At 60.0% G+C, this 25,346-nt stretch carries 22 protein-coding genes and 1 tRNA gene; 14 read left to right on the forward strand and 9 right to left on the reverse strand.

The features are described 5' to 3' along the window. The first annotated feature begins 8 nt into the window (after positions 1 to 8). Positions 9 to 824, forward strand: coding sequence for a glycosyltransferase family 2 protein (locus BLU52_RS25915; RefSeq protein ID WP_090288146.1), 816 nt, complete (start codon positions 9 to 11; stop codon positions 822 to 824). Positions 825 to 916: 92 nt separating this feature from the next. Here BLU52_RS25915 and BLU52_RS25920 read toward each other — a convergent pair whose 3' ends face one another. Both BLU52_RS25920 and BLU52_RS25930 read right to left on the reverse strand, forming a co-directional pair. Continuing rightward, positions 917 to 2,704, reverse strand: coding sequence for a hypothetical protein (locus BLU52_RS25920; protein ID WP_157720723.1), 1,788 nt, complete (start codon positions 2,702 to 2,704; stop codon positions 917 to 919). A 323-nt stretch (positions 2,705 to 3,027) separates the two neighbouring features. Further along, positions 3,028 to 3,104, reverse strand: a tRNA-Arg gene (locus BLU52_RS25930). Between the two features lie 431 nt (positions 3,105 to 3,535). Between BLU52_RS25930 and gabD the strand changes: the two genes are divergently transcribed. From gabD to BLU52_RS25945, 3 genes are all read left to right on the forward strand, one after another. Continuing rightward, positions 3,536 to 4,978 (forward strand): NADP-dependent succinate-semialdehyde dehydrogenase, encoded by a 1,443-nt coding sequence (gene gabD, locus BLU52_RS25935; RefSeq protein WP_024011131.1) that lies wholly within the window; start codon positions 3,536 to 3,538, stop codon positions 4,976 to 4,978. A gap of 199 nt (positions 4,979 to 5,177) precedes the next feature. After that, the gene (gabT, locus tag BLU52_RS25940) at positions 5,178 to 6,455 is read left to right on the forward strand and encodes a 4-aminobutyrate--2-oxoglutarate transaminase (protein WP_090288152.1); all 1,278 of its coding nucleotides are present in this window, start codon (positions 5,178 to 5,180) and stop codon (positions 6,453 to 6,455) included. A gap of 138 nt (positions 6,456 to 6,593) precedes the next feature. Beyond that, on the forward strand, positions 6,594 to 7,805 hold the full coding sequence (locus BLU52_RS25945) for a response regulator (RefSeq protein ID WP_090288155.1): 1,212 nt from the start codon (positions 6,594 to 6,596) through the stop codon (positions 7,803 to 7,805). A 136-nt stretch (positions 7,806 to 7,941) separates the two neighbouring features. Here BLU52_RS25945 and BLU52_RS25950 read toward each other — a convergent pair whose 3' ends face one another. After that, positions 7,942 to 8,931, reverse strand: a complete 990-nt coding sequence (locus tag BLU52_RS25950; protein ID WP_090288157.1) for a GGDEF domain-containing protein — start codon at positions 8,929 to 8,931, stop codon at positions 7,942 to 7,944. A 145-nt stretch (positions 8,932 to 9,076) separates the two neighbouring features. Continuing rightward, positions 9,077 to 10,261: a delta-9 fatty acid desaturase DesA gene (gene desA / locus BLU52_RS25955; protein ID WP_090288158.1), complete on the reverse strand. Its 1,185-nt coding sequence runs from the start codon at positions 10,259 to 10,261 to the stop codon at positions 9,077 to 9,079. 146 nt (positions 10,262 to 10,407) lie between these two features. Between desA and dibA the strand changes: the two genes are divergently transcribed. The 6 genes from dibA (at position 10,408) to BLU52_RS25985 (ending at position 16,636) form a co-directional block, all read left to right on the forward strand. Further along, on the forward strand, positions 10,408 to 12,360 hold the full coding sequence (gene dibA / locus BLU52_RS25960) for a phosphodiesterase DibA (protein ID WP_090288160.1): 1,953 nt from the start codon (positions 10,408 to 10,410) through the stop codon (positions 12,358 to 12,360). Positions 12,361 to 12,455: 95 nt separating this feature from the next. Continuing rightward, positions 12,456 to 12,638, forward strand: coding sequence for a sulfur starvation response protein OscA (gene oscA, locus BLU52_RS25965; RefSeq protein WP_007917682.1), 183 nt, complete (start codon positions 12,456 to 12,458; stop codon positions 12,636 to 12,638). 133 nt (positions 12,639 to 12,771) lie between these two features. Then, positions 12,772 to 13,785 (forward strand): sulfate ABC transporter substrate-binding protein, encoded by a 1,014-nt coding sequence (locus tag BLU52_RS25970; RefSeq protein ID WP_090288162.1) that lies wholly within the window; start codon positions 12,772 to 12,774, stop codon positions 13,783 to 13,785. 154 nt (positions 13,786 to 13,939) lie between these two features. Continuing rightward, positions 13,940 to 14,758: a sulfate ABC transporter permease subunit CysT gene (gene cysT, locus BLU52_RS25975; protein ID WP_090288164.1), complete on the forward strand. Its 819-nt coding sequence runs from the start codon at positions 13,940 to 13,942 to the stop codon at positions 14,756 to 14,758. 12 nt (positions 14,759 to 14,770) lie between these two features. Continuing rightward, a complete protein-coding gene (gene cysW, locus BLU52_RS25980) occupies positions 14,771 to 15,643 on the forward strand; it encodes a sulfate ABC transporter permease subunit CysW (protein WP_090288166.1) in 873 nt (290 codons plus the stop codon). Between the two features lie 3 nt (positions 15,644 to 15,646). Next, positions 15,647 to 16,636 (forward strand): sulfate/molybdate ABC transporter ATP-binding protein, encoded by a 990-nt coding sequence (locus BLU52_RS25985; protein ID WP_090288168.1) that lies wholly within the window; start codon positions 15,647 to 15,649, stop codon positions 16,634 to 16,636. Between the two features lie 90 nt (positions 16,637 to 16,726). On the opposite strand, the gene BLU52_RS25990 is transcribed toward BLU52_RS25985, so the two are convergent. Further along, positions 16,727 to 17,251 carry an Mpo1 family 2-hydroxy fatty acid dioxygenase gene (locus BLU52_RS25990; RefSeq protein WP_090288170.1) on the reverse strand — a complete coding sequence of 175 codons (525 nt, stop codon included), beginning with the start codon at positions 17,249 to 17,251 and terminating at the stop codon, positions 16,727 to 16,729. Between the two features lie 84 nt (positions 17,252 to 17,335). Between BLU52_RS25990 and BLU52_RS25995 the strand changes: the two genes are divergently transcribed. After that, positions 17,336 to 18,013, forward strand: a complete 678-nt coding sequence (locus tag BLU52_RS25995) for a Crp/Fnr family transcriptional regulator (RefSeq protein ID WP_090288172.1) — start codon at positions 17,336 to 17,338, stop codon at positions 18,011 to 18,013. Between the two features lie 126 nt (positions 18,014 to 18,139). On the opposite strand, the gene uraH is transcribed toward BLU52_RS25995, so the two are convergent. Both uraH and BLU52_RS26005 read right to left on the reverse strand, forming a co-directional pair. Next, the gene (gene uraH, locus BLU52_RS26000) at positions 18,140 to 18,550 is read right to left on the reverse strand and encodes a hydroxyisourate hydrolase (protein ID WP_090288174.1); all 411 of its coding nucleotides are present in this window, start codon (positions 18,548 to 18,550) and stop codon (positions 18,140 to 18,142) included. Positions 18,551 to 18,561: 11 nt separating this feature from the next. Then, positions 18,562 to 19,047 carry a GlcG/HbpS family heme-binding protein gene (locus BLU52_RS26005; RefSeq protein WP_090288176.1) on the reverse strand — a complete coding sequence of 162 codons (486 nt, stop codon included), beginning with the start codon at positions 19,045 to 19,047 and terminating at the stop codon, positions 18,562 to 18,564. A 136-nt stretch (positions 19,048 to 19,183) separates the two neighbouring features. Here BLU52_RS26005 and BLU52_RS26010 point away from each other — a divergent pair, with 136 nt between their 5' ends. Continuing rightward, positions 19,184 to 19,864 carry a heavy metal response regulator transcription factor gene (locus BLU52_RS26010; protein WP_090288178.1) on the forward strand — a complete coding sequence of 227 codons (681 nt, stop codon included), beginning with the start codon at positions 19,184 to 19,186 and terminating at the stop codon, positions 19,862 to 19,864. Next, complete coding sequence (locus BLU52_RS26015) at positions 19,854 to 21,242, forward strand: heavy metal sensor histidine kinase (protein ID WP_090288180.1); 1,389 nt, start codon at positions 19,854 to 19,856, stop codon at positions 21,240 to 21,242. Before BLU52_RS26010 ends, BLU52_RS26015 begins: the two co-directional genes overlap by 11 nt. 196 nt (positions 21,243 to 21,438) lie before the next feature. Here the strand turns inward: BLU52_RS26015 and BLU52_RS26020 are convergent, their stop codons facing one another. Next, complete coding sequence (locus BLU52_RS26020) at positions 21,439 to 22,443, reverse strand: AraC family transcriptional regulator (protein ID WP_090288182.1); 1,005 nt, start codon at positions 22,441 to 22,443, stop codon at positions 21,439 to 21,441. A gap of 100 nt (positions 22,444 to 22,543) precedes the next feature. Between BLU52_RS26020 and BLU52_RS26025 the strand changes: the two genes are divergently transcribed. Next, positions 22,544 to 23,617, forward strand: coding sequence for a fatty acid desaturase (locus BLU52_RS26025; protein WP_090288184.1), 1,074 nt, complete (start codon positions 22,544 to 22,546; stop codon positions 23,615 to 23,617). Positions 23,618 to 23,721: 104 nt separating this feature from the next. Here BLU52_RS26025 and BLU52_RS26030 read toward each other — a convergent pair whose 3' ends face one another. Continuing rightward, on the reverse strand, positions 23,722 to 25,332 hold the full coding sequence (locus tag BLU52_RS26030; RefSeq protein WP_090288188.1) for an arylsulfatase: 1,611 nt from the start codon (positions 25,330 to 25,332) through the stop codon (positions 23,722 to 23,724). Positions 25,333 to 25,346: the final 14 nt, after the last annotated feature.

The raw sequence follows: 25,346 nt of genomic DNA on the forward strand, positions 1-25,346 counted from the left end.
AACACAAGATGACGTCCTCCTTGATTGATCCTGTCGTGCGTAGCTCCTGGCACGTACCCACTTTCGATACACCGCTGTGGCTGGGCCGGCAGCGTGATTTCTGCGTGGTTATTCCGCTGATCAACGAAGGCGAACGGATCAAGAATCTACTGGCGAGAATGGCCGCGTGCGGTATTCCTTCCCACGCCGACATTATTATTGTCGACGGGGGCAGCACCGATGGCTCGCTGGCGCTGGATGCGTTGCAGCAGGCAGGTGTGCGCGGGTTATTGGTCAAGACCGGTCCGGGCAAGCTCAGCGCGCAGTTGCGTTGCGCGTACGCTTTCGCTCTGGATCAGGGTTACGAAGGCATCGTAACCATCGACGGTAATGACAAGGATGACCCGGATGCCATTCCTCGCTTCATCGAAGCGATGAAGCAAGGGGTGGATTTTGTCCAGGCATCACGTTTCGTGGCAGGCGGCGTCGCAGAAAACACGCCTGCCTCGCGAGATTTTGCGATCCGTTTCATCCATGCGCCGTTGCTGAGCCTGAGCTCCGGTTTCAAATGGACCGACACTACCCAAGGTTTTCGCGCCTACAGCCGCAAACTGCTGCTCGATCCACGCGTGGCGCCTTTTCGTGATGTATTCATGACGTACGAACTGTTGGCCTATCTGTCCTTTCGCGCGCCGAAGCTGGGCTTCCAGTGCGTCGAGTTGCCGACGGTACGTCGTTATCCAAAAGGTGAAGTGCCCACCAAGATCAGCGCCTTCAAAGGCAATCTGTCGGTATTGGAGATTCTGTTCAAGGCGTGCCTGGGGCAATTCAACCCTAAAAGCTAAGCACTCCAGTTGTCATCAAAGCCGGAAACAAAGACCCCGCCTTTGGCGGGGTTTTTGTTTATGTCAGTTGAGCGCTTTGGCAGGTTTGCGAATCATTTTTCCAGGAGTATTGCGCTGCAATACACTGAACCATTGCGAATGACTTTATAGACGTGACCGCCCTTCGTATCGAACGGCTCGCCGTTGCGCGTCCAGAAATCTTCCGGCGGACTGTCTGCATAAACGTAATCAAACTGACAAATCGCGCGTTTGAACCGATCAATGTTCTTGGCGTTGTCGGTCGCTGGCTGGTTCATGAACGATGTGCTGCTGTACGACAGGTAGCGTAGCGGTTGAGTCTTCAATCTGAAAATGAAGTAACCGAAGCTTGAATCCTTGCCGTCAACATACATGACCCTTTCGGTGCCGGTGGTGTACTTGAGCAATTGGGCTGCTTTTGCCCGGTAAACGTCATGAAGTGGTACGGACGGTCGCTTTTCTTGCACGAAAAACATGTTCAAGGGTGGCGCGGTTACGTATGCGGCGCCAATCATGAGGACTGCGATCAGGGCGCAGCGCAGTATCGAAAGCCCATCTCTCGCAACGAAGTATTGGAGAAAGAATGTAGCGAACAGGGCAACGATAAAGTATCTGGAAAACGATACATGATCGTTGAACCATCCCGAGGCAATAGTCACATACGACAGGAAGAGCAGATAGCCGACGGTTGTCAGTAAAAGGAAAGCAAAGGTGAGCGCCATTTCCTTTTGGCTACTGCTCCGGTTGTAGGTCAGCACCAGCGCGGCGGCTGTTGCGATGCTGATGAACATCCATAGTGGAATCCCTGGCGTTAAAAATTCCATCTGATGAGCGGGTGGCAAAAACGCTGCGTGGGGAAACAGGTTACCCAAAACATGATGCAAACCGATCGATACGTTGCTCAACAATCCCGCACCTTTGAGCATCACTGACATGCCTTCGAATTTGATCGTCAGGGCATATGCCGCGACGTACCACTCCCAAGACAGGTAAGTCAGCAGCGGTACTGCCATTAATACCAGCGACCGAGGGAGAATGGTCTTGATCTCGAGCTTGTCGGCAAACAGGCGCATGCCGACGTAATAGGCCCATACGAATGCCGCCAGGATGATACCGACGTGTTTGAGCAGCACCACCGCAATGATCGCCAGCAAGGCAACCTTGAAGCTGTCGCGGTCATTTTTGTAGGCAAAGCGCAGAGCACACAGGAACAGCAGCGACTGCAACGGGTCGATCAGCAACGTCAGCGTCAATGCCTGATAAAAAGCCAGATAAGCAAAAAACAAGGTGATGATGGTGATGGCCCACTTGGTGCGGGACTCTGAGTTCGATACACAGTAAATGGTGGAGAGACCCAGCAGCCAAGTGATGAAATAGGCCGACGCTACGCCACTACCCTGCAGCAAGCTTTCGCCGAAATAACGCAGCAACGATATGCCGGGAATGTAGTTGGGGAAAACCTGAACTTCCTTGCTTGTAGGCAGGTTATTCGTCAGCGACAGGTATTCGACTGCAGCACCCCAGTGGGAAAACTCATCCCACACCCAATACTGCGAACCCCACGACAGGATCAGCGCCAAAGCGAACAGCACCGCCAGTTCCACGGCTTGACGCACTATTGAAAAACGCTCTGTGCCTCCCTTCATCAACGTCCAAAAGCCTGCGACACAGCCAATGGCCGCGCACGAAAGCACGACTTTTATTCCGACGCCAAGCAACTGAACACAGCCGAAGAGATAAAGGATGATCATCGCCAGTATGAGCGAAACAGGATGTTCGGCCCGAAACTTGTTGATGATGAATCTTGAGGTAAAAGCTGTTAGCCCAAGAAAAACAAAATACGTCAGCAGTACATATTGCACTGGTCCCTCCCTAGGAATTTCAAAGCACAAAACGAGTGAGCTATTGTTTCAAGAGCTGTTGGCTGAAGAGCCGGGTCGGAATTCTTTCAAATATCTGATCACCTTGGTGAGCCTGCTCGATGGAGGCAAGGGCCTTTCAAAGGTGACGGGGCAGCGATAGATGAATGACTCAATCATATTCGCGGAGACGACATCGAGCGGGATACTAACGTAAACCATCGGGAAACTCAGGAACCGCAAGGTAATCGCTGCGGGGCGCAGCGCCGCTGAGCAAAAAAAAGCAAAAAAAAGCCTCCGGTGTGATCACCCGAGGCTTCGTTATATGGTGCACCAGGCGGGATTCGAACCCACGACCCCTGCCTTCGGAGGGCAGTACTCTATCCAGCTGAGCTACTGGTGCAGCGGGCGACATCATACCTAGGTCGACTCGGGGCGTCCATGCCGGGTTTCGGCGGGTTTTGTCAGGGCACGTGTCGGTGAAATCGCTGCATTCCAGAAAGCGGTAACGTCCTGCAAAACCCTCGCTTGGCGCTTTGCCGGGGTTGATCTAAGGTTTTTCCTGCGGTTCGGGTTTCTGGTGCGTTGATCTGAAAAACGGGCTTTTTGTTCTTTTTTTCGAACGACCTATTGTCCTTTAACCCCTTTGATCCTACGATCCGTTTGAGATTTCAAACGCTCTTTGCTGGGTGTCGAAGCGCTGGTGTTGCTAATCGTGCACTGCTCCTGCGCCACACCCGGTCACTGATTTCCCTGACGGCAGCCTTGCGAGGCGCCTTTCTACAATCATAATTTTGCTCCGCGCTGGCCGCGGTGCTGTTAAGGAAAGCCGACATGCAGCTTAAAGACACCCAGTTGTTCCGCCAGCAAGCCTTCATTGATGGCGCTTGGGTCGATGCCGACAACGGTCAGACGATCAAGGTCAACAACCCGGCCACTGGCGAAATCCTCGGCACCGTGCCGAAGATGGGCGCTGCCGAAACCCGTCGTGCCATCGAAGCCGCTGACAAGGCGCTGCCGGCCTGGCGTGCGCTGACCGCCAAAGAGCGTGCCGGCAAGCTGCGTCGCTGGTTCGAACTGATGATCGAAAACCAGGACGACCTCGCGCGCCTGATGACCCTCGAGCAGGGCAAGCCGCTGGCCGAAGCCAAGGGCGAAATCGTTTACGCCGCGTCGTTCATCGAGTGGTTCGCTGAAGAAGCCAAGCGCATCTACGGTGATGTGATTCCGGGCCATCAGCCCGACAAGCGCCTGATCGTGATCAAACAGCCGATCGGCGTCACCGCCGCGATCACCCCGTGGAACTTCCCGGCGGCGATGATCACCCGCAAGGCCGGTCCAGCCTTGGCCGCCGGTTGCACCATGGTGCTCAAGCCGGCTTCGCAAACGCCATTTTCCGCTTTCGCCCTGGCCGAACTGGCCCAGCGTGCGGGCATTCCGGCGGGCGTATTCAGTGTGGTGTCCGGTAGTGCCGGCGACATCGGCAGCGAGCTGACCAGCAACCCGATCGTGCGCAAGCTGTCCTTCACCGGCTCGACCGAAATCGGTCGCCAGTTGATGGCCGAATGCGCCAAGGACATCAAGAAAGTCTCGCTGGAACTGGGCGGCAACGCGCCGTTCATCGTGTTCGACGATGCGGACCTGGATAAGGCCGTCGAAGGCGCGATCATCTCCAAGTACCGCAACAACGGCCAGACCTGCGTCTGCGCCAACCGTCTGTACATTCAGGACGCGGTCTACGACGCGTTCGCCGAGAAGCTGAAAGTGGCAGTTGCCAAGCTGAAGATCGGCAACGGTCTGGAAGACGGCACCACCACCGGCCCGCTGATCGACGAGAAAGCCGTGGCCAAGGTGCAAGAGCATATCGCTGACGCCGTGAGCAAAGGCGCGACCGTTCTGGCTGGCGGCAAGGCGATGGAAGGCAACTTCTTCGAACCGACCATTCTGACCAACGTGCCGAAAAACGCTGCGGTGGCCAAGGAAGAAACTTTCGGCCCGCTGGCGCCGCTGTTCCGCTTCAAAGACGAAGCCGAAGTGATCGCGATGTCCAACGACACTGAATTCGGTCTGGCTTCGTACTTCTATGCGCGCGACCTCGGTCGTGTGTTCCGTGTCGCCGAAGCGCTGGAATACGGCATGGTCGGCGTCAACACCGGGCTGATCTCCAACGAAGTCGCGCCGTTCGGCGGCATCAAGGCCTCGGGCCTGGGTCGTGAAGGCTCCAAGTACGGCATCGAAGATTACCTGGAAATCAAATACCTCTGCCTGGGCATCTAAGCGCTAAAGCTTGGACTCCGACAAGGATCGCGGTAAACGCAAAGGGCACGAGAGCGCTGTCCCTTTGCGTGGTTTGAAACCTGCATTTTCTCTGCGGCCGGGAACGCCGTGGCAGTCGATCATCGCATGCTGCCACCGCCGATTCCTCCCGCTTCATCCTTGAACCACGCCGCCCGATGAGCGGCGAATGAGGACTGTAATGAGCAAGACTAACGCTGAACTGATGGTCCGTCGTACCGCTGCTGTACCGCGCGGTGTTGGCCAGATTCACCCGATCTTCGCCGAATCCGCGAAGAACGCCACAGTAACCGACGTTGAAGGTCGTGAGTTCATCGACTTCGCCGGCGGTATCGCGGTATTGAACACCGGCCACGTGCACCCGAAAATCATCGCCGCCGTGACCGAACAGCTGAACAAGCTGACCCACACCTGCTTCCAGGTGCTGGCCTACGAGCCGTACGTTGAGCTGTGCGAAAAAATCAACGCCAAGGTTCCAGGTGATTTCGCCAAGAAAACCCTGTTGGTCACCACCGGTTCCGAAGCCGTCGAGAACGCCGTGAAAATCGCCCGTGCCGCCACGGGTCGCGCTGGCGTCATCGCCTTCACTGGCGCCTACCACGGCCGCACCATGATGACGCTGGGTCTGACCGGTAAAGTCGTGCCGTACTCGGCCGGCATGGGCCTGATGCCAGGCGGCATCTTCCGCGCGCTGTACCCGAACGAGCTGCACGGCGTGAGCATCGACGATTCGATCGCTTCGATCGAACGCATCTTCAAGAACGACGCCGAGCCGAAAGACATCGCCGCGATCATCATCGAGCCGGTGCAGGGCGAAGGTGGTTTCTACGTCGCGCCGAAAGAATTCATGAAGCGCCTGCGCGCGCTGTGCGATCAGCACGGCATCCTGCTGATCGCGGACGAAGTACAGACTGGCGCTGGCCGTACCGGTACGTTCTTCGCCATGGAGCAGATGGGCGTTGCTGCCGACCTGACCACCTTCGCCAAATCCATCGCTGGCGGCTTCCCGCTGGCCGGTGTGTGCGGCAAGGCCGAATACATGGACGCCATCGCCCCAGGCGGCCTGGGCGGCACCTATGCCGGTAGCCCGATCGCTTGCGCTGCGGCCCTGGCCGTGATGGAAGTGTTCGAAGAAGAACACCTGCTGGACCGCTGCAAGGCCGTCGGCGAGCGTCTGGTCACTGGCCTGAAAAACATTCAGGCCAAATACCCGGTCATTGGCGAAGTGCGTGCGCTGGGCGCAATGATCGCGGTCGAGCTGTTCGAGAACGGTGACAGCCACAAACCAAACCCGACTGCCGTAGCGGCCGTAGTGGCCAAGGCTCGCGACAAGGGGCTGATCCTGCTGTCCTGCGGCACTTACGGCAACGTGCTGCGCGTACTGGTACCGCTGACCTCGCCGGACGAGCAACTGGACAAAGGTCTGGCGATCATCGAAGAGTGCTTCTCGGAGCTGTAAGCCGGCATTCTGTGAACGGATCGACAAAAAACCCGCTTCGGCGGGTTTTTTCATGCCGGCGCAAACATATCGGCGTTTAGCGCTGTCTCGATTGCCCGGCATTGGCTAAGGTTCAAGGCATTGCCAGGGAGTGCGTGCATGATTGCCGTTGAATTACCCGCCGTACCGCGCGTGTTGATTGCCGAGGCCGATCCGTGGTCCCGCGATCTGCTCAAACAAGTGCTGCTGAACGTGCGTTGCGATGCGCGGCTGGATCTGTGTGCCGATGGTCAGCAAGCGCTGTCGATGCTCACCGAAATTCCCTATGACCTTGCCATCGTCGATTGGGAACTGCCCGGCGTCGATGGTTTGAACGTGCTGCGCAGCGTGCGTCAGCGCAAGCGCAACCCGCCGCTGCCATTCATTTTGATGAGCAGCCGCAACGACAGTGCCAGCGTGCGCGAAGCCATCCCGCTGGCACCGACGGCGTATCTGACCAAACCATTGAACATGGAGGGCCTGACCGAGCGTCTGCAGGGCTTGCTGCTCAACGCCGGGCAGGAGGTGTTCTGTGAAGTGCCGGCCCTGGCGCCGGGCATGACCCTCTCGGTGTTTCTTGAGCGGCGCCGTGAGCAAACCGACGGCGCGCCGTTGATGACCGATGTGCAACTGGCGGTGAAGCGCAGCCTCAATCCCGATGGCCTCGACCTGAAGCTGCTCGAAGAAGAGATTCGCACCGACCCGCAGATCACGGCGGTACTGATCGCCGCGGCCAACAGCGCGGCGCAGCACCATGGCGCGCCGGTGCAGACACTGGCGCAAGCTCTGCATCGGCTGGGCACCGGGCAGAGCATGAATCTGATCCTTGGGCTGGCGCTCAAGCGCAGTGCCCGGCTCAGCGATCCGTGTCTGGCGGACTACGCCGAGCGTTATTGGGGCTTGTCACTGCACACCGCCGAATATGCGCGCACCCTGGCGCGGTTGCTCGACCTGGATCAGGAGCGCTGCTATTGCGCCGGCATGCTGCACCGTCTCGGCGATCTGGCGTTGCTGCGTTGTCTGCAGGAGTGGCAGCAGGCGGGCGGGGCGCTGGACGAGCAGGAGGAAGTCGGCGAGGCGCTGGCGCAGTTTGGTGCGGCGTATGGTTCTGCGTTGCGCACGCGCTGGCGTCTGCCGCTGGAACTGCGCGAACTGATTGCCTCGGCCTATCAGCTCGGTGGCGGGGTGTATTCCCGTGAGGCGCTGGTGATGAACATGGCGGCGCAGATGGCGCGGCTGACCGAGCACGAGGGCGTCGAAGAACTGGCGAAGAGCCGCACGGCGCGGTTGCTGAAGATTGGATTGCCGGAGCTGATGCGGATGCGCAAATAACCGGCTTACACAAACCCTTGTAGGAGTGAGCCTGCTCGCGATAGCGGAGAGTCAGTCGAATAATTGTTGCCTGACACTCAGCCATCGCGAGCAGGCTCACTCCTACAGTTGATCTGTGTGAGGCCTGGGTTTGGCGTCAGGCAGAGATGATGCGGTTCTTGCCCTGGCGCTTGGCTTCATACATCGCCGCATCTGCCCGGGCGAACAGATTGTCGAGGCTTTTGTCGTCATCGGTCAGGCTGGTCAATCCCTGGCTTACGGTGATGCCGAACGTCTGGCCGTCATGGCTGAACCGTAAACGCTGAATTTCCTGCTGCAAGCGTTCCGCCACTTGCATGGCCATTTCCGGTGCACAACCGGGAAACACTGCAGCAAATTCCTCACCACCAATTCGCCCGAACAGATCGCCACGGCGCAACGAGCTGCGGCCACACTCGGCAATCCGTTGCAGCACGGTGTCGCCTTCCGGGTGGCCGTAGCTGTCGTTGATCGCTTTGAAGTCATCGATATCCAGCAGCAGAAACGCCATCGGCGTACCGCGCAGGCGTGCTTCTTCGAATTCGCGGTTGGCGCACTCGAAGAAGTGTCGGCGGTTACTGCTTTGCGTCAGCACGTCGGTGGTCGCCAGGCGTTGCAGCTCGGTTTCCATGTGCTTTTTGTCGGTGATGTCTTCGGCGATGCCGACGATGATCACCGGTTGGTCCGGATCGTCCTGGCGATTGATGAAGCATTTGTCGCTGAGCCAGCGCACCTGGCCGTCGGCGGCGATGATCCGGTACTCGCGGTCTTCCACCGCGCCCTTGTGCAGCACTTCGGCGAGGCTGCGCTCGGCGTAGTCCAGATCATCGGGGTAGATGCTGTCTCGCCACTGGTTGTAGTCACCAAGCAGCAGCCCGGCGGAGCGACCGAAAATCCGTTCATAGGCGGGGCTGACGTACAGCACCTGACGGGTCTCCCAGTTGAATGCCCAGAGCACCGCGTTGACGCTGACCAGCAAGGAACTGAACAACTGTTCGCGTTCGCTCAGGCGTGCAACCTCGCCTTGCGCATGCATCAGCGCCATCAGGGTTTGCGCGGCCTCGGGCCACTGCGGGACGGATGAGTCTTTTGGATTGTTGTTGACCATCGGCACAGATCTCAAAGGGCGTGCCGCGATTTCGACAGCGGCCACATTACAGCCCGCCGGGGTGGCGAAGTGTCTTTGAGATAGGAGATTTTCGGCGAAGTTCAAAACGGTGCACTCGCCTGGGCGAGTGCACCGATCAACGGTCTCAGACTGCTGCAGGACGCAGCGAGTAGGTTTTCAACTGGTCGGCGAATTCACGCAGGGACTGGATGCCGCTGGCCTCGGCCTCGTGAATCCAGTCCTTGATGGCGGCGAGCATGTCGTGGCCATTGGAACTGGTCTTGACCCAGATCTGTTGCAGGGCCAGACGCTTTTCGTAAATGACTTTCAACGCCTGGCTGTGCTCGAGCATGGTCTGGATGCGCAGGTGGTGACGGTCTTCCAGCAGGCTGGTTTCGCGCGACAGCAGGCGCTTGGCGCGGTGGAACTGGTGGCGCACCGAATGATCGACCTTGGCCAGCTCCTGCTTGACCAGCGGACCGATCACCAGCTTGCGGTACTGGGCCATGATCTGGAAGCGGTTGTTGAGGATCGCCATGGCGGTGTCCATGTCCAGGCTGCCTTTGCCTTCGACCCGATGTGCGATCGGCGCAACTCGCTGAACCCTGGCCAGACCGAGGAAGCTGAAGACCTTGATCCACGCCCAGCCGAGGTCGAATTCCCACTTCTTCACCGACAGCTTGGCCGAATTGGGATAGGTGTGATGGTTGTTGTGCAGTTCTTCGCCGCCGATCAGGATTCCCCAAGGCACCAGATTGGTCGCCGCGTCGCGGCATTCGAAGTTGCGATAGCCGACAGCGTGGCCCAGACCGTTGATCACGCCAGCAGCCCACACCGGGATCCACATCATCTGGATCGCCCAGATGGTGATGCCGATGGTGCCGAACAGCAGCAGGTCGATAACGCCCATGATTGCCACGCCCAGCAGCGGGAAACGACTGTAGAGATTGCGCTCGATCCAGTCTTCCGGGCAGTTCTTGCCGTAGATGCGCAGGGTTTCCGGGTTCTGCGCTTCGGCGCGGTACAGCTCGGCACCGGTGCGCAGCACCGTGGACAGGCCTTTGATCACCGGACTGTGCGGGTCATCTTCGGTTTCGCATTTGGCGTGGTGTTTGCGGTGGATGGCCGTCCACTCGCGGGTGTTCTGTGCCGTGGTCAGCCACAGCCAGAAGCGGAAAAAGTGTTTCAGACCGGCATTCAGCTCCAGCGAGCGATGCGCTGAATAACGGTGCAGATAGACCGTGACGGCAACAATCGTCACATGGGTCATCAGCAGGGTGACCGCGACCAGCGACCAGGCCGACAAGCCAAGAAAACCTTCGTACCACATAGGCTATAGGGCCCTCGATAAAGATAAAAACAGCCGTTGCATTATCACCAAGCACACGGATAAAACCAGCCGCCCTTCAAGGAAAGCGTCGCTGGATGTTTCTTGACCTATAATTCCAACCTTTTTGTAGGGACATGGACAGCCGAATGCCTGCCACTCACCGCGATGCCTTGCGTGCAGCGCTGCTCTATCTCGTGCTTGCCGCCATCTGGCTGCAAGGTACTGATCATTTATTAAACAATTTCTTCGATGATCCCGTCGATCTTGCCCGATGGCAACTGATCAACGGTTACCTGTTCGCCGCGGTGAGTGCCGGGTTGATCTTTCTGGCGCGGGCGCGCCTGTACGGGCTTCTCGGCATCGGCGCACGGTTGCGCGAGCGTCACGCCGATCGCGAGCGTTTGCGTCAGGCGGCAGCGGTGTTCGACTGCACCCGCGAAGGCGTGCTGGTCACCAATCATCAGGGCCTGATCGTCCACGTCAATCGTGCGTTCATGGCTATCACCGGTTATCAGCGCGAAGAAGTCATCGGTCAGCAGCCGAGTCTGTTCAAGTCTGGCCATCATCCGCCGGGTTTCTATCAAGCCATGTTCGCCACGTTGCAGGCGCAGGGTGAATGGAGCGGGGAGATCTGGAACCGGCGCAAGAGCGGCGAAATTTATCCACAGTGGCAAACCATCCGCGTGATTCACGATGATCATGGCCGGCTCAGCCATTACGTCGCGGTGTTTTCCGACATCAGTGCGATCAAGCATTCCGAGGACGAACTCAAACACCTCGCGCACCATGATCCGCTGACCGATCTACCCAATCGCCTGCTGTTCAGCGACCGCACCGAGCAGGCGCTGGCCTCGGCGCAAATCCACAAGCGCGGCTGCGCGCTGCTGATGCTCGATCTCGATCACTTCAAAATGATCAATGACAGCCTTGGCCATAACGTGGGTGATCGCTTGCTCAAGGCCGTGGCGGCGCGTTTGCAGGGGTTGTTCGGTCCCGGCATCACCCTCGCGCGGCTGGGCGGCGACGAGTTCGCCGTGCTCGCCGAAAGTTGTCCACAGCCGGTGCAGGCCGCGGCGCTGGCGCAACGCATGCTCGATGCGTTCAAGGACGCGTTTCGCGTTGATGGCCACGAGTTGTTGATCAACGCCAGCATCGGCATCAGCCTGTTCCCCAGCGATGCCTTGAGCGCCGAGCAACTGCTGCGCAATGCCGATGCCGCTTTGTTCAAGGCCAAAAACAGCGGGCGCAACGGGTACGCCTTGTACACCGAGGAACTCACCGCCCACGCCCAGCAACGCGTGGAACTCGCCTTTGAATTGCGCCGCGCGCTGGCGCAGCAGGAACTGCGGGTTTATTACCAACCGGTGCATGACCTGCACAGCAGTCGGCTGATCGGCGTCGAGGCCTTGGTGCGCTGGCAGCATCCGCAACGCGGTCTGGTCTCGCCGGCGGAGTTCATCCCGATTGCCGAGCGTACCGGGCTGATTGCCGACATCGATGCGTGGGTCATGCAGCAGGCTTGCCGGCAAATGTGCCAATGGCAGCAGGCCGGCGTGGTGCTGTCGTTTGTCGCGGTGAATGTGTCGTCGCGACTGTTCGCCCGGCGCGAACTCTATGAGCAGGTGGCGCAGGTGCTGCACGACACTGGCCTTGAGCCGGCGTATCTGGAGCTGGAAGTGACCGAAAGCGCGGTCATGGACGACCCGGAAGTCGCGCTGGAGCAGATGCATCGTTTGCGTGAGCTGGGTATCCGCCTGGCGATCGATGACTTTGGCACCGGCTATTCATCGCTGTTAAGGCTCAAGCGTCTGCCGGTACAGAAACTCAAGATCGATCAAGGCTTCGTCGCCGGTTTGCCGTGGGATGAGGACGACGTGGCGATTGTCCGGGTGATCATCGCGCTGGCCCGCAGCATGGGCATGCAGGTGCACGCCGAGGGCATCGAGCAGGTTGAGCAGGCGGCGTTTTTGCTGGAGCAGGAATGTGATCTGGGGCAAGGCTACTGGTTTGGCCGGCCGGTGCCGGCGCAGGAGATTGAGCATTGCTCCCGGATGGGTGGCGAGGGAAGTTTTTCTGGTTATATAAACATTCTTAAATAGTCTTTTTAAGAATATCTCCCTCTCTCTTATATTGCTCCCACGCCGAACGCAGTGCCGCCCACTGCCAGGCATATCCCCTTCAAAGGAGCAGCACCATGAGCGCATCCCTTCGCAGCGTTGACGGTCAGGACGAAAGCACGATCTTGCGTGAAATCCAGAGCGCCCTGCGCGATCTGCGTTTCGGCGCGGTGGAAATCACTGTGCACAACGCCCAGGTCGTGCAGATCGAACGCAAAGAGAAATTCCGCTTGCAGCAACCCGGCAAGCAACCGGGCTGAAAGATTGCAGCCTGCGCCAGCTCCTGCGGGGAGCTTCAGACAAGAGCTGGCGCAGGCGGCGATCTTTGACCGGCAGCCGATTACGCATTCCATAAGAAAAAAGTCACCACCAGGAATTTCAGGAGCTTTCACCATGTCGTCGATTCGCCGTTACGCTTTGGCCGCGCTGGCCAGTGCCGTGTTTGCCGGTTCCGCGGTTGCCAAGGATTACGAACTGCTCAACGTCTCGTATGACCCGACCCGCGAGCTGTATCAGGACTACAACGCCGAATTCATCAAGTTCTGGCAGAAAGACCATGCCGGCGACACCGTGAAAATCCAGCAATCCCATGGCGGCTCGGGCAAACAGGCGCGTGCGGTGATCGACGGTCTGCGCGCCGACGTCGTGACCCTGGCCCTGGCCGGCGACATCGACGAAGTGGCCAAGCTCGGCAAGAGCCTGCCGGCCGACTGGCAGAAGCGTCTGCCGGAAGCGAGCACGCCATACACCTCGACCATCGTCTTCCTGGTGCGCAAGGGCAACCCGAAAGGCATCAAGGACTGGGGCGATCTGGTCAAGAACGACGTCTCGGTGATCACCCCCAACCCGAAAACCTCCGGCGGTGCGCGCTGGAATTTCCTTGCGGCCTGGGCCTACGGTCTGAAAGCCAACGGCGGTGACGAAGCCAAGGCCAAGGAATACGTACAAACCCTGTTCAAGCATGTGCCGATTCTCGACACCGGCGCACGCGGTTCGACCATCACTTTCGTCAACAACGGACAGGGTGACGTGCTGCTGGCCTGGGAAAACGAAGCGTTCCTGGCGCTGAAAGAAGACGGCGGCGCCGACAAGTTCGACATCGTCGTGCCTTCGCTGTCGATCCTCGCCGAGCCGCCAGTGGCCGTGGTCGACAAAAATGCCGAGAAAAAGGGCAACGCGCAGATCGCCGAAGCCTATCTCAAGCACCTGTACAGCCCGGCCGGTCAGGAGATTGCGGCGAAGAATTTCTACCGTCCGCGTGACAAGGACATCGCCGCCAAGTACGCCCAGCAGTTCCCGAAACTGGAACTGGTGACCATCGACAAGGACTTCGGCGGCTGGAAATCCGCGCAGCCGAAATTCTTCAACGATGGCGGCGTATTCGACCAGATTTATCAGGCGCAGTAATCTCACCTCAGCCACGCGCGGAAAATGTGGGAGCGAGCCTGCTCGCGAAAGCGCAGTGTCAGACGACGTAGAGTTGACTGATACTCCCTCTTCGCGAGCAAGCTCGCTCCCACATTGATGCGTTCAGCGGAATGCTTTTTAACCAGGGACTTTTATGTCGCGTCGTATCTCCCCCGTCATACCCGGCTTCGGGCTGACGCTGGGCTACACCTTGGTGTACCTCAGTCTGATTGTGCTTATCCCGCTGGCGGCGATGTTCGTCCACGCCGCTCAGCTGACCTGGGAGCAGTTCTGGGCAATCATTTCCGCACCGCGGGTGCTGGCGGCGTTGAAGCTGAGCTTCGGCACTGCGCTGTGCGCGGCGATCATCAACGGCATCATCGGCACATTGCTGGCCTGGGTGCTGGTGCGCTACACCTTTCCCGGGCGCAAGGTGATCGATGCGATGATCGATCTGCCGTTCGCGCTGCCCACAGCCGTGGCCGGTATCGCACTGACCGCGCTGTACGCCCCGACCGGCCTGGTCGGGCAGTTCGCCACTGACCTGGGTTTCAAGATCGCCTACACGCCGCTGGGTATCACCCTGGCGCTGACCTTTGTGACTCTGCCGTTCGTGGTGCGCACAGTGCAACCGGTGCTGGCCGACATTCCTCGCGAAGTCGAAGAAGCCGCCGCGTGCCTCGGGGCCAAGCCCATCCAGGTGTTTCGCCATATCCTCGTACCGGCGCTGCTGCCCGCATGGCTGACCGGTTTCGCCCTGGCGTTTGCCCGTGGCGTCGGCGAGTACGGTTCGGTGATCTTCATCGCCGGCAACATGCCGATGAAAACCGAGATCCTGCCGCTGCTGATCATGGTCAAACTCGACCAGTACGATTACACCGGCGCCACAGCCATTGGCGTGTTGATGCTGGTGGTTTCCTTTGTCCTGTTGCTGCTGATCAATTTGCTGCAGCGGCGCATCGAAACCCCATAAGGAGGCGCGCACATGTCCCAATCGTCTATTGCGGCCGCCTCGGCGGCCAACGCTGCGCGGCGTGGCAGTGCCACCTCGCGCAGAGTCCTGATCGGTCTTGGCTGGCTGATCTTTTTCCTGTTTCTGCTGTTGCCGTTGTTCATCGTGGTATCGCAGGGATTGAAGAACGGCCTCGGCGCGTTCTTCACGGCGATCTTCGAGCCGGATGCGCTGTCGGCGCTGAAGCTCACGGTGTTCGCCGTGCTGATTTCGGTGCCGTTGAATCTGGTGTTCGGCGTCAGCGCCGCGTGGTGTGTGAGCAAATACTCGTTCCGTGGCAAGAGCATGCTGGTGACGCTGATCGATCTGCCGTTTTCCGTGTCGCCAGTGATCGCTGGCCTGGTCTACGTGCTGATGTTCGGCGCGCAGGGCCTGTTCGGGCCGTGGCTGCAGGATCACGATATCCAGATCGTCTTCGCCCTGCCGGGGATTGTGCTGGCGACGATTTTCGTCACCGTGCCGTTCGTGGCGCGTGAGCTGATTCCGCTGATGCAGGAACAAGGCACCCAGGAGGAAGAAGCTGCGCGCCTGCTCGGTGCCAATGGCTGGCAAATGTTCTGGCACGTCACCGTGCCCAACATCAAATGGGGCCTGATCTATGGCGTGGTGCTGTGTACCGCGCGCGCCATGGGTGAGTTCGGTGCGGTGTCGGTGGTGTCCGGGCATATTCGCGGGGTGACCAACACCTTGCCGCTGCACGTCGAGATCCTTTACAACGAATACAACCACGTGGCCGCGTTCGCCGTGGCGAGCCTGTTGCTGATCCTGGCGCTCTTCATCCTGCTGCTCAAGCAGTGGAGCGAAAACCGTATCAACCGCCTGCGCGCCAGCGCCGCGGAGGAATAACTCATGTCGATCGAAGTGCGTAACGTCAGCAAGAATTTCAACGCGTTCAAAGCGCTGGACAACATCAGCCTGGACATCCAGAGCGGTGAGCTGGTCGCGCTGCTGGGTCCGTCGGGCTGTGGCAAAACTACTCTGCTGCGGATTATTGCCGGTCTGGAAACCCCGGATCAGGGCAACATCGTTTTCCACGGTGAAGACGTCTCCGGCCACGATGTGCGTGATCGCAACGTCGGTTTCGTGTTTCAGCACTATGCGTTGTTCCGGCACATGACGGTATTCGACAACGTCGCGTTCGGCCTGCGCATGAAACCGAAAAGCCAGCGCCCGAGCGAAAGCCAGATTGCGACCAAGGTTCATGAACTGCTGAACATGGTGCAGCTGGACTGGCTATCGGATCGTTACCCTGAGCAGTTGTCCGGTGGTCAGCGCCAGCGCATCGCACTCGCCCGTGCCTTGGCGGTGGAGCCGAAAGTGCTGTTGCTCGACGAGCCGTTCGGCGCCCTCGATGCCAAGGTGCGCAAAGAGCTGCGCCGTTGGCTGGCGCGTCTGCACGAGGACATCAACCTGACCTCGGTGTTCGTGACCCACGACCAGGAAGAAGCGATGGAAGTTGCCGACCGTATCGTGGTGATGAACAAGGGCGTAATCGAACAGATCGGTTCACCGGGCGACGTCTACGAAAACCCGGCCAGCGATTTCGTATATCACTTCCTCGGCGATTCTAATCGCTTGCTGCTCAGCGACGACAACCATGTGCTGTTCCGCCCGCACGAAGTGTCGTTGTCCCGACATGAGCTGGATGATCACCATGCCGCTGAAGTTCGCGACATTCGGCCGTTAGGCGCGACCACACGGGTGACGTTGAAGGTTGAGGGGCAGAGCGATCTGATCGAGGCCGAAGTGGTCAAGGATCACGACAGCCTGATCGGCCTGGCAAAGGGCGAAACGCTGTTCTTCAAACCGAAGGTCTGGCAGAAGGTCGCCAATCTCTAAAGCAACAGCATCGCCAGCAGGCTGGCTCCCACACTGGATTTGTGATCACCAAAAGTCCCCTGTGGGAGCCAGCCTGCTGGCGATTGCGGCCTAAACAGCCGCACGATTCGGATTGACCCGCACCCCTCCCGCCCGCGCCTCGATCTGCGCTTTCAGTTCATGCCGCAGCCCGAGCAAAAACGCCAGCTCGGCGACCACAAACAGCGGCCCGACAATCAGCCCGCTGATGTCGTCGACAAACGCCGGTTTGCGCCCTTCATAGTGATGCCCGACAAACTGGATCACCCAACCGATCACGAACATTGCCAGACCGCTGCTCAGCCAGACCATGGTGCTCTGCTGCGCCAGCGCATGTCCGGCCCAGACCGACAGCCCCATCAGCACCGTCATCAGTACGCCGAGCTTCAATTCCAGTCGCAAGTAAAACCACGCCGAGGCCAGCGCCAGCAGAACGGCGGGAGATAGCCACACGCCGCCCAGCGACCATTGCGGGCGCGACAACAACACCGCTACCGCGACGACAATCAACGGAATGCCGATAAAGTGGCTGGCGATGTTGCGCGGGTCGCGGTGGTAGGCGGCGTATTGGCTGAGATGGTCGACGAGGCTTTTCATTGTTGTTCCTCCAGTGGGATTGATTGCATCATCCCTCGGCAGCCGGGTTCGCTCTGTCGGGCAGGCGACAATCCAGGAGGGTTTATGCACATACGTTCACGGCTGCTGACCGGGCACTGGTTCAGTCATCTGCCGGCATCCTTTCAGGATAGTCTGCTGGCGGCGGGCCGCGAGCGGCGGCTGACGGCGGGACAGCGCCTGTTTCAGCGCGGTGATGCGCCGTGCGGCTTGTACGCGGTGCTCGGTGGCGCCGTGCGCATTGGCGCGGTGAGCGAGCAGGGCAAGGAGGCGTTGTTGAGTCTGGTCGAGGCGCCGCACTGGTTTGGCGAAATCTGCCTGTTCGATGGCCAGCCACGCACCCACGATGCCTACGCCGTCGGGGCCTGCACTTTGCTGAATATTCCGCAGGCGGCATTGTTGAAATTGCTCGACGAGCAACCCGTGTATTGGCGGCATCTGGCGCTGCTGATGAGCCACAAGTTACGCCTGGCCTTCATCAGTCTGGAACAGCTCAGCCTGCTGCCGGCCCCGGCGCGGCTGGCCCATCGTTTGCTGATGATTGCCGAGGGTTACGGCGAACTCGACGCACCACGTCGCGTACTGCAACTGCCGCAGGAGCAATTGGCGGCGATGCTGTCGCTGTCGCGGCAGACCACCAACCAGATCCTCAAGGAGCTGCAGGGGCAGGGGATTATTGGCCTGGCATACGGCGAGATCGAAATCCTCGATGCCGCGCGGTTGCGGGCGCTGACCACACTCTAAGATTCCCACCGACCCCTGTAGGAGTGAGCCTGCTCGCGATAGCGGTATGTCAGTCACACATGAATCAACTGACAGATTGCTATCGCGAGCAGGCTCACTCCTACACGGGGGGGATCAGCGTTGGGATTACGAACCGCGATAGGTCGAGAAACCATACGGGCTGAGCAGCAGCGGGATGTGGTAATGCTGGTCGGTCTGCTTCACTTCGAAGATCACCGGAATTTCCGGGAAGAATGTGTCGTGCTTGATCTTCTCGTAGTACTCGCCGGTCTTGAACACCACGCGGTATTCACCTGGTTCAAAGGGCTGTTTGGCCGGGAACAATTCGGCGATTCGTCCCTGTTCGTTGGTGGTGCCTTGCGCCAGCGGTTGCCAGTCCGCGCCGACATGCTTTTCCAGCGAGACGTTGATGCCCGGCGAGGGCAGGCCGTTTTCCAGGTTGAGCACGTGCACGCTCAACGGGTTGCCGGCGGCCAGCGCCAGGCTCGAAACAGCGCTCAGGCCAAGGGCGGCGAGGGTCATGCGCAGGGTGGTCATGGTAGTTCTCCTTAGTGGGAAGGGGTGATGGTCAGGCCGGCCTTGTCGGCGGCCGTGACGGCGCAGTTCTCGTCCTGCTCGCCACCGCCGGAACCAGCCACGCCCATGGCGCCGACCAATTCGCTGCCGGCGAACAGCGGAATGCCGCCGCCCAGTAACAGCAATTCGTCGAGGGTGTTGAGGTTGGCGGTTTCCGGGTTGCTGCGGGCGCGTTCGGCGAACAGTCGCGTCGGCGTCTTGGTCGACAGCGCGGTGTAAGCCTTGCGCTGGCTGGCGGCGGTGTTGTGCGGGCCGATACCATCGCCGCGCAGGGTCACCAGCAGGTTGCCGCCACGGTCGAGCACCGAGACTGTGCCAGGGCAGGTGCTCATCGCCTTGTCGGCGAGCCAGCGGGCGGTTTTCAGATCGAGGTCGGCGTGGCGTGGCAATTCCGGGCTGGCGACAGCGGCGCCACTCAGGCCGATCATCAGGCTTGCAACGAGGTATTTGACGGTCATGGACGAGCTCCAGAAGCGAAGGTCGTCACCTTAACGGCCGGTCCTCGTCAGAACCTCGTCAGTTGGATTACAAGTTTGTAATGGGCAACGCCGCCGAAGACGCCTAGCCTGTGTGCCTTAATGAACGAGGTGTGCCATGCGTTTGCTGGTTGTAGAAGACGAGGCCAAGACTGCGAATTTCCTCGCCAAGGGCCTGGGCGAGTCGGGTTTTGCCGTGGACGTGGCGCTCAATGGCCTCGATGGCCGCTATTTTATCGAGCAGCAGGAATACGACCTGATCATCCTCGACGTGATGCTGCCCGGTCTCAACGGCTGGCAATTGCTGCAACTGATCCGCCAGCGCGGCGCCACTCCTGTGTTGTTTCTCACGGCCAAGGACGCCATTGAAGATCGCGTGCGCGGTCTCGAACTGGGTGCCGACGATTACCTGCTCAAACCCTTCGCCTTCGCCGAACTGCTCGCGCGGGTGCGTACCTTGCTGCGCCGGGGGCCGATGCGCGAGGCTGAGTCTTACCAGATCGCCGATCTGGAAATCGATGTGCTGCGCCGCCGGGTCAGTCGTGGCGGTCAGCGCATTGCCCTGACCAACAAGGAGTTCGCCCTGCTGCAATTGCTCGCCAGCCGCCAGGGCGAAGTGTTGTCGCGCACGCTGATCGCCTCGCAGGTGTGGAACCTGAATTTCGACAGCGACACCAACATGGTCGAAGTGGCGGTGCGCCGTCTGCGCTCGAAGGTCGATGATCCGTATATGCCTAAACTGATTCACACCGTGCGCGGCGTCGGTTATCAACTGGAAGCGCCGGACGATGTGGAGTAAGTCGATCGCCTGGCGTCTGGCCTTGGCCTTCGCCATTGTCTGTGCGTTGGTGCTGAGCGCGATTGGCGTTTTTCTTTACCGCTCGCTGGCCTCGGAACTGGCCTTCCGTGACGACATGGCCCTGCTGGGTCGCCTGGAACAGGTGCGCGCCTTGCTCGCCGACAGTGACAGCCTTGATGCCCTGCAAGCGCGGCCGCGGCTGTATCAGAACATGCTCGGCAATCTCGACAGCCTGCTGCTGGTGCGCCGCGCGGACGGCTCCAGCGTGATCGCGATCAACCCGCGTCAGCGCGTGTTGCCACGCTTGGAGGCGATTGCCCGCGATCAGATGCCGCAACGTCGCGACGTGCTGACATGGCAGGCAGCCGATGGTGCCGAAGTGGCGCTGTTGTCCGGTCAGGCGCAGGGCCCGAACGGTGAACCACTGACTGTAATCGCCGGCAAGGTGCTGAGCGAGCGTGGACAAATGCTGAGCAGTTATCGCCTGCGCCTGTATCTCTCCGTCGGCCTCGGCGCGTTGCTCGCTTTTGCTCTTGGCCTGTTGCTGTTGCGCCGCGGCCTGCGACCGTTGCGCCAGTTGAGCGCAGCGGTGCGCGGCATCGATCTGCGCAGCCTTGATCAACGCCTGCCCGCCGAGGGCACACCGACAGAACTGCGCGAGCCGGTACAAGCACTCAACGGCATGCTCGCGCGGCTGGACGACAGCGTGCAGCGCCTGTCGCAGTTCTCCGCTGACCTCGCCCATGAAATCCGCACGCCGCTGCACACCTTGCTGGCGAGCAACGGCCAGGCGTTGAATCACCCGCGCAGCTCGGCGGAATATCAGGAAGTACTGGCCTCGAACATGGAAGAGTTCGAACGGCTCAAACGCATGGCCGAGAACCTGATGTTCCTCGCCCGCGCCGAACAGGCCGAGCGCGCGCTCAATTTGCAAACGCTGGATCTGCACAGCGTCGGCGATGAACTGTGTGATTACTTCGAAGCCCTGGCAGACGATCGCGACCTGCGCCTGGACAACCAACTGCACGGCGAACTGCTCGCCGATCAACAGTTGCTGCAACGGGCGCTCGGCAATCTACTGGCCAACGCCGTGCGCCAGGCCGACCCCGGCACCGTTATCAGCCTGCGGCGCCGCGACGAGCCGGGCCGATGCTGGCTGCAAGTGCATAATCACGGCCCCGTTATCGCGTCCGAGCATCTGGGCAAACTGTTCGACCGCTTCTACCGCGTCGATCCCTCACGGGCGGAACCTGGGGATTCGGGTGGGTTGGGGTTGGCGATCGTGCAGTCGGTCATGCAATTGCATGGTGGGCAGGTGGGGGTGAGGAGTGATGCGGCGGGTACTGTGTTTGAGTTGGGGTTTTTGGTGCGGCGTTGATCATTTGAAAAAGTATGATGGTCATTTTTTCGCAAGAAAATGCATTCAATAGAATGCATGTCGACTGAAAATAAAAAAATGCATCGTAAATAATGCAGGCGGCCCAGATGGAAAACATAGGGTCTCGATATGCTCGAGACGGAAAATTTCCACACTTGAGTCCTTCCACTGCCTCATAGCTTGTGCTGGTTGTAACTCAACGCAAGCCATCACGAAACTGCCCCGGCGTCATCCCGGTCCAGCGCTTGAAGGCGCGGCTGAAGCTGCTGGTGTCGGCGAAGCCGAGCAGATAACTCACTTCGCTCAACGAACATTGCGGGTCGCGCAGGTGCAGCAGCGCGAGATTTTCGCGGCTTTCGTTGAGCAGGGTGTCGAAGCGGCAGCCCTCATCGGCCAGATGCCTTTGCAGGCTGCGCAAGCTCAGGTGCAAAGCCTGGGCGATGCGCTCGGCGCTGGGTTCGCCTTCGGGCAATTGCTCTTCGATGGCGTCGCGCACCTTGCGCTCCCAGGTCAACGGTTGCAACTGGGCCAGGGTGCGCTTTAGCACCGCTTCGTTGTGTTCGGCCAGTTCCGGGTTGGCGTCGTCGAGGTGGCTGTCGAAGTCGGCGAGGGCGAATTCCAGGCGATCCTCCGCGCAGCCGAAATGCACCGGCGCGCGGAAGACTTTGTGCCATTGCTGCGCATCGGTCGGTTCAGGGCGGCGCAGATAAAGCGCCAGCGGTGCGTAATCGCGGCCGAGCCGATTGCGGCAGGTGCGCACGTAGATCGCCGTGAACGCGTCGATGGCTTCGAAGGCCGGCGGCGGGTTGCCTGACGGAATCTTGAGGCGAAATTGATAGCGGTCGGCGCTGCGGCTCAACTGCAGTTCCAGCGCATCGCTGACCACCGGGTGATAGCGCACGATGCGTTCGAACACTTCGCGCAAGCTGCCGCTGGCGACCAGCGCATAGCCGAGGGCGTGGAAGGTGGTCGGGCTGACGAAGCGCGACACGCGCAAGCCCAGCGCCGGGTCACCGCTGACCTCAACGGCAAGCGCCCACAGGCGAGTGGTGCCGGACAACGGATAACGCGCATTGGGATCGTCCATCATGCTCGGGTCGAGCCCGGCCTGTCGGCACAGGGCGATGCTGTCCAGCCCCAGCGCATCGAGTTGCTTGCGCAGGGCGCGGGTCCAACTGGCGAGGGAGGTCGGTTCCTTCATGCTGATTGGCGCGTCCGGTCAACAGGTTGGCGTTCTTGGCTAGCGCGATTGGCGCCCCGGCAAGGCACGATTGACACATCTTAGACCCGAGGATGGAAGCATGGACGGTACTTCTGCAAGCCCCCAGCGGCTCAATGCGGCGCAGCGATCAGCGCATATTCGCGAGGTGGTGCTGGCCAAAGGTGTGGAGCTGCGCGAGCGCTACCCGATTCTTCGGCATCAGGACGCGTTGGGCGCAGGGATTCTGGCGTTTGCTTTGGTCGGCATGATCGGCTCGGCAGCGCTTTATATCAGTGGTCACATGGCGTGGTGGGCGTGCCTGTTGCTCAATGCGTTTTTTGCCTCGCTGACCCATGAGCTGGAACACGACCTGATCCACAGCATGTACTTTCGCAAACAGCGCGTGCCGCACAACCTGATGATGGGCCTGGTGTGGCTGGCGCGGCCGAGCACGATCAATCCGTGGATTCGGCGCCAGTTGCACCTTAATCATCACAAGGTCTCCGGCACCGAAGCCGACATGGAAGAGCGCGCCATCACCAACGGCGAGCCATGGGGCTTTGCGCGGCTGTTGATGGTCGGCGACAACATGATGTCAGCCTTCATCCGCTTGCTGCGGGCCAAAACCTGGGCGCACAAGCTCGGCATTCTCAAGCGCGTGTTCAAGGTCTACGCGCCGCTGGCGCTGCTGCACTGGGGCGCGTGGTATGTGTTTTTGGGTTTCCACGCAGCGAACGGCGTTGCCTCTCTGCTGGGCGCGCCGATCGACTGGTCAGCCAATACACTGGCGGTGATGCAGGTGATTGATATTGCCGTGGTGGTGATCATCGGCCCGAATGTGCTGCGCACGTTTTGCCTGCACTTCGTCAGTTCGAACATGCATTACTACGGCGACGTCGAGCCGGGCAATGTGCTGCAGCAATGTCAGGTGCTGAACCCGTGGTGGCTGTGGCCGTTACAGGCGTTCTGCTTCAACTTCGGCAGCAGCCACGGGATTCATCATTTTGTGATCAAGGAACCTTTTTACATCCGCCAGATGACCGTGCCGGTGGCGCACAAAGTGATGCGCGAGATGGGGGTGCGGTTCAATGATTTCGGTACGTTTGGGCGGGCGAACCGGTTTGAGCGCCGGGATGCCGTTGCGCAGAAAGAGGTGCGTACGGCTCAAGCTTAACGATCGACTGCCAAGGTTTCATCGCGAGCAGGCTCGCTCCCACAGGGAAACGCATTTCAAATGTGGGAGAGAGCCTGCTCGCGATGGCGATAGTGCAGGTCACATCAATCCGGCTGAAACGGCGAAGCGCTCAGGATCACCCCCGTCTCCTCCACATACCGCTGCCAATGCCCGATCAAGTCAGCGAGTTTGCCCGGCTGGCTCAGCGCCAGATCATGAATCTCCCCCGGATCGCTGTGCAAATCATAGAGCTGCCACGTCGATGGCCCCACCGGCCCAGGAATCCAGACCGCTTTCCACGACCCTTGCCGAATCGCCCGACGCCCGAATAATTCCCAACCCGTCACCGTGTGCTCGTCGTGCACCTGCGCGGTCTCGCCGGACAAGAAGCCCAGCCACGATTTACCACGCAACGGCGCTACCGCTTTGCCTTTCCAGTGTTTGCCCGGATGCCTCACGCCTGCCAGATCGAGAATCGTCGGAGTGATGTCCATCACCGTGCCGAAGCCGTGGCTGATCTGTCCTTTGAGCGCCAGTTGCGGATAGTGCAACAGCGCCGGCACGCGAATGCCGCCCTCGGTGGTGAAGGCCTTGAACAGCCGCGACGGCGCGGTCGCCACCTGCGCCCAGTTCGGCCCGTACCAGACGTAGGAATTGGCGCGGCCAATGTTGTCGAGGCTGTTGTCGTAATGCTGGTTCAGGTAGGTCATCAGTTCCGGGCCGAACTTGGGGAACGCTTCGAGCAGCGCGCCTTCGGCACCGTTGTCGGACATGAACAGAATGAACGTATTGTCGAGTTGACCCTGCTGGCGCAGGTAATCGACGACGCGGCCGATGTTCCAGTCCATGCGCTCGACCATCGCCGCGTAGACCTCCATGGCCCGTGCGGAAATCTGCTTCTGCTCCTCGCTCAACGCGTCCCACTGCGCGCTGAGCTGGATCAGCGGATGCGGCTCGACGTCCGCTTCGATCAGGCCGAGGGCCTTGAGTTTTTCCAGGCGTTCGAGGCGCAGCACCTCGGGGCCGGCGTCGTAGCGGCCGCGGTATTTCTCGACGATTTCGGCAGGCGCCTGCAGCGGCCAGTGCGGTGCTGAGAAGGGCAAATAAGCGAAGAACGGTCGGGTCTGGTCGCGTTCCTTGAGGTACTGCAGCAGCTTGTCGCCGAAGGCATCGGAGGAATAGAAATCCTTGGGCAACTCGTCAATGAACTGATCGTCTTCGATGTACAGCGCCGGGGTGGATTTCAACAAACCCGGTGTTTGCTCATCGTAGGTCGGCTCGAAGCCGTAGTGGTTGGCCGCGCCCGGCAAGAGTGAAAACGAGCGCTCGAAACCACGTGCATGCGGCGCCAGTTCGGCCGTCAGACCGAGGTGCCACTTGCCGCTCATCAACGTTTGATAACCAGCCTCGCGCAGCAGCTCCGGCAGCGCCACCACGCGGTCGTTGAGATAGCCTTCGTAACCCGGTTTGCCGATCAGTTCGGGCGTCAGCGCTTCGGCCATGGTGCCGATGCCGGCGATGTGGTGATCGGTGCCGGTGAGCAGCATCGAGCGGGTCGGCGAGCAGGTCGGTGCGGTGTGAAAGTCGGTCAGGCGCAGGCCGTTGTTCGCCAGCGCATCGAGGTTCGGCGTGGCGATTTCGCCGCCGAACGCACCGATGTCGGAGAAGCCTAGATCGTCGGCCAGAATCACCAGAAAGTTGGGACGTTGCGGCATTGCAAAACTCCTGT

Origin of the sequence: Pseudomonas granadensis, assembly GCF_900105485.1 — a bacterium.
GTDB classification, from domain to species: Bacteria; Pseudomonadota; Gammaproteobacteria; order Pseudomonadales; family Pseudomonadaceae; genus Aquipseudomonas; species Aquipseudomonas granadensis.

Coding starts and splice junctions, on each gene's coding strand:
- BLU52_RS25915 (WP_090288146.1), top strand. CDS start 9: ATGACGTCCTCCTTGATTGATCCTGTCGTGCGTAGCTCCTGGCACGTA.
- gabD (WP_024011131.1), top strand. CDS start 3,536: ATGCAGCTTAAAGACACCCAGTTGTTCCGCCAGCAAGCCTTCATTGAT.
- gabT (WP_090288152.1), top strand. CDS start 5,178: ATGAGCAAGACTAACGCTGAACTGATGGTCCGTCGTACCGCTGCTGTA.
- BLU52_RS25945 (WP_090288155.1), top strand. CDS start 6,594: ATGATTGCCGTTGAATTACCCGCCGTACCGCGCGTGTTGATTGCCGAG.
- BLU52_RS25950 (WP_090288157.1), bottom strand. CDS start 8,931: ATGGTCAACAACAATCCAAAAGACTCATCCGTCCCGCAGTGGCCCGAG.
- desA (WP_090288158.1), bottom strand. CDS start 10,261: ATGTGGTACGAAGGTTTTCTTGGCTTGTCGGCCTGGTCGCTGGTCGCG.
- dibA (WP_090288160.1), top strand. CDS start 10,408: ATGCCTGCCACTCACCGCGATGCCTTGCGTGCAGCGCTGCTCTATCTC.
- oscA (WP_007917682.1), top strand. CDS start 12,456: ATGAGCGCATCCCTTCGCAGCGTTGACGGTCAGGACGAAAGCACGATC.
- BLU52_RS25970 (WP_090288162.1), top strand. CDS start 12,772: ATGTCGTCGATTCGCCGTTACGCTTTGGCCGCGCTGGCCAGTGCCGTG.
- cysT (WP_090288164.1), top strand. CDS start 13,940: ATGTCGCGTCGTATCTCCCCCGTCATACCCGGCTTCGGGCTGACGCTG.
- cysW (WP_090288166.1), top strand. CDS start 14,771: ATGTCCCAATCGTCTATTGCGGCCGCCTCGGCGGCCAACGCTGCGCGG.
- BLU52_RS25985 (WP_090288168.1), top strand. CDS start 15,647: ATGTCGATCGAAGTGCGTAACGTCAGCAAGAATTTCAACGCGTTCAAA.
- BLU52_RS25990 (WP_090288170.1), bottom strand. CDS start 17,251: ATGAAAAGCCTCGTCGACCATCTCAGCCAATACGCCGCCTACCACCGC.
- BLU52_RS25995 (WP_090288172.1), top strand. CDS start 17,336: ATGCACATACGTTCACGGCTGCTGACCGGGCACTGGTTCAGTCATCTG.
- uraH (WP_090288174.1), bottom strand. CDS start 18,550: ATGACCACCCTGCGCATGACCCTCGCCGCCCTTGGCCTGAGCGCTGTT.
- BLU52_RS26005 (WP_090288176.1), bottom strand. CDS start 19,047: ATGACCGTCAAATACCTCGTTGCAAGCCTGATGATCGGCCTGAGTGGC.
- BLU52_RS26010 (WP_090288178.1), top strand. CDS start 19,184: ATGCGTTTGCTGGTTGTAGAAGACGAGGCCAAGACTGCGAATTTCCTC.
- BLU52_RS26015 (WP_090288180.1), top strand. CDS start 19,854: ATGTGGAGTAAGTCGATCGCCTGGCGTCTGGCCTTGGCCTTCGCCATT.
- BLU52_RS26020 (WP_090288182.1), bottom strand. CDS start 22,443: ATGAAGGAACCGACCTCCCTCGCCAGTTGGACCCGCGCCCTGCGCAAG.
- BLU52_RS26025 (WP_090288184.1), top strand. CDS start 22,544: ATGGACGGTACTTCTGCAAGCCCCCAGCGGCTCAATGCGGCGCAGCGA.
- BLU52_RS26030 (WP_090288188.1), bottom strand. CDS start 25,332: ATGCCGCAACGTCCCAACTTTCTGGTGATTCTGGCCGACGATCTAGGC.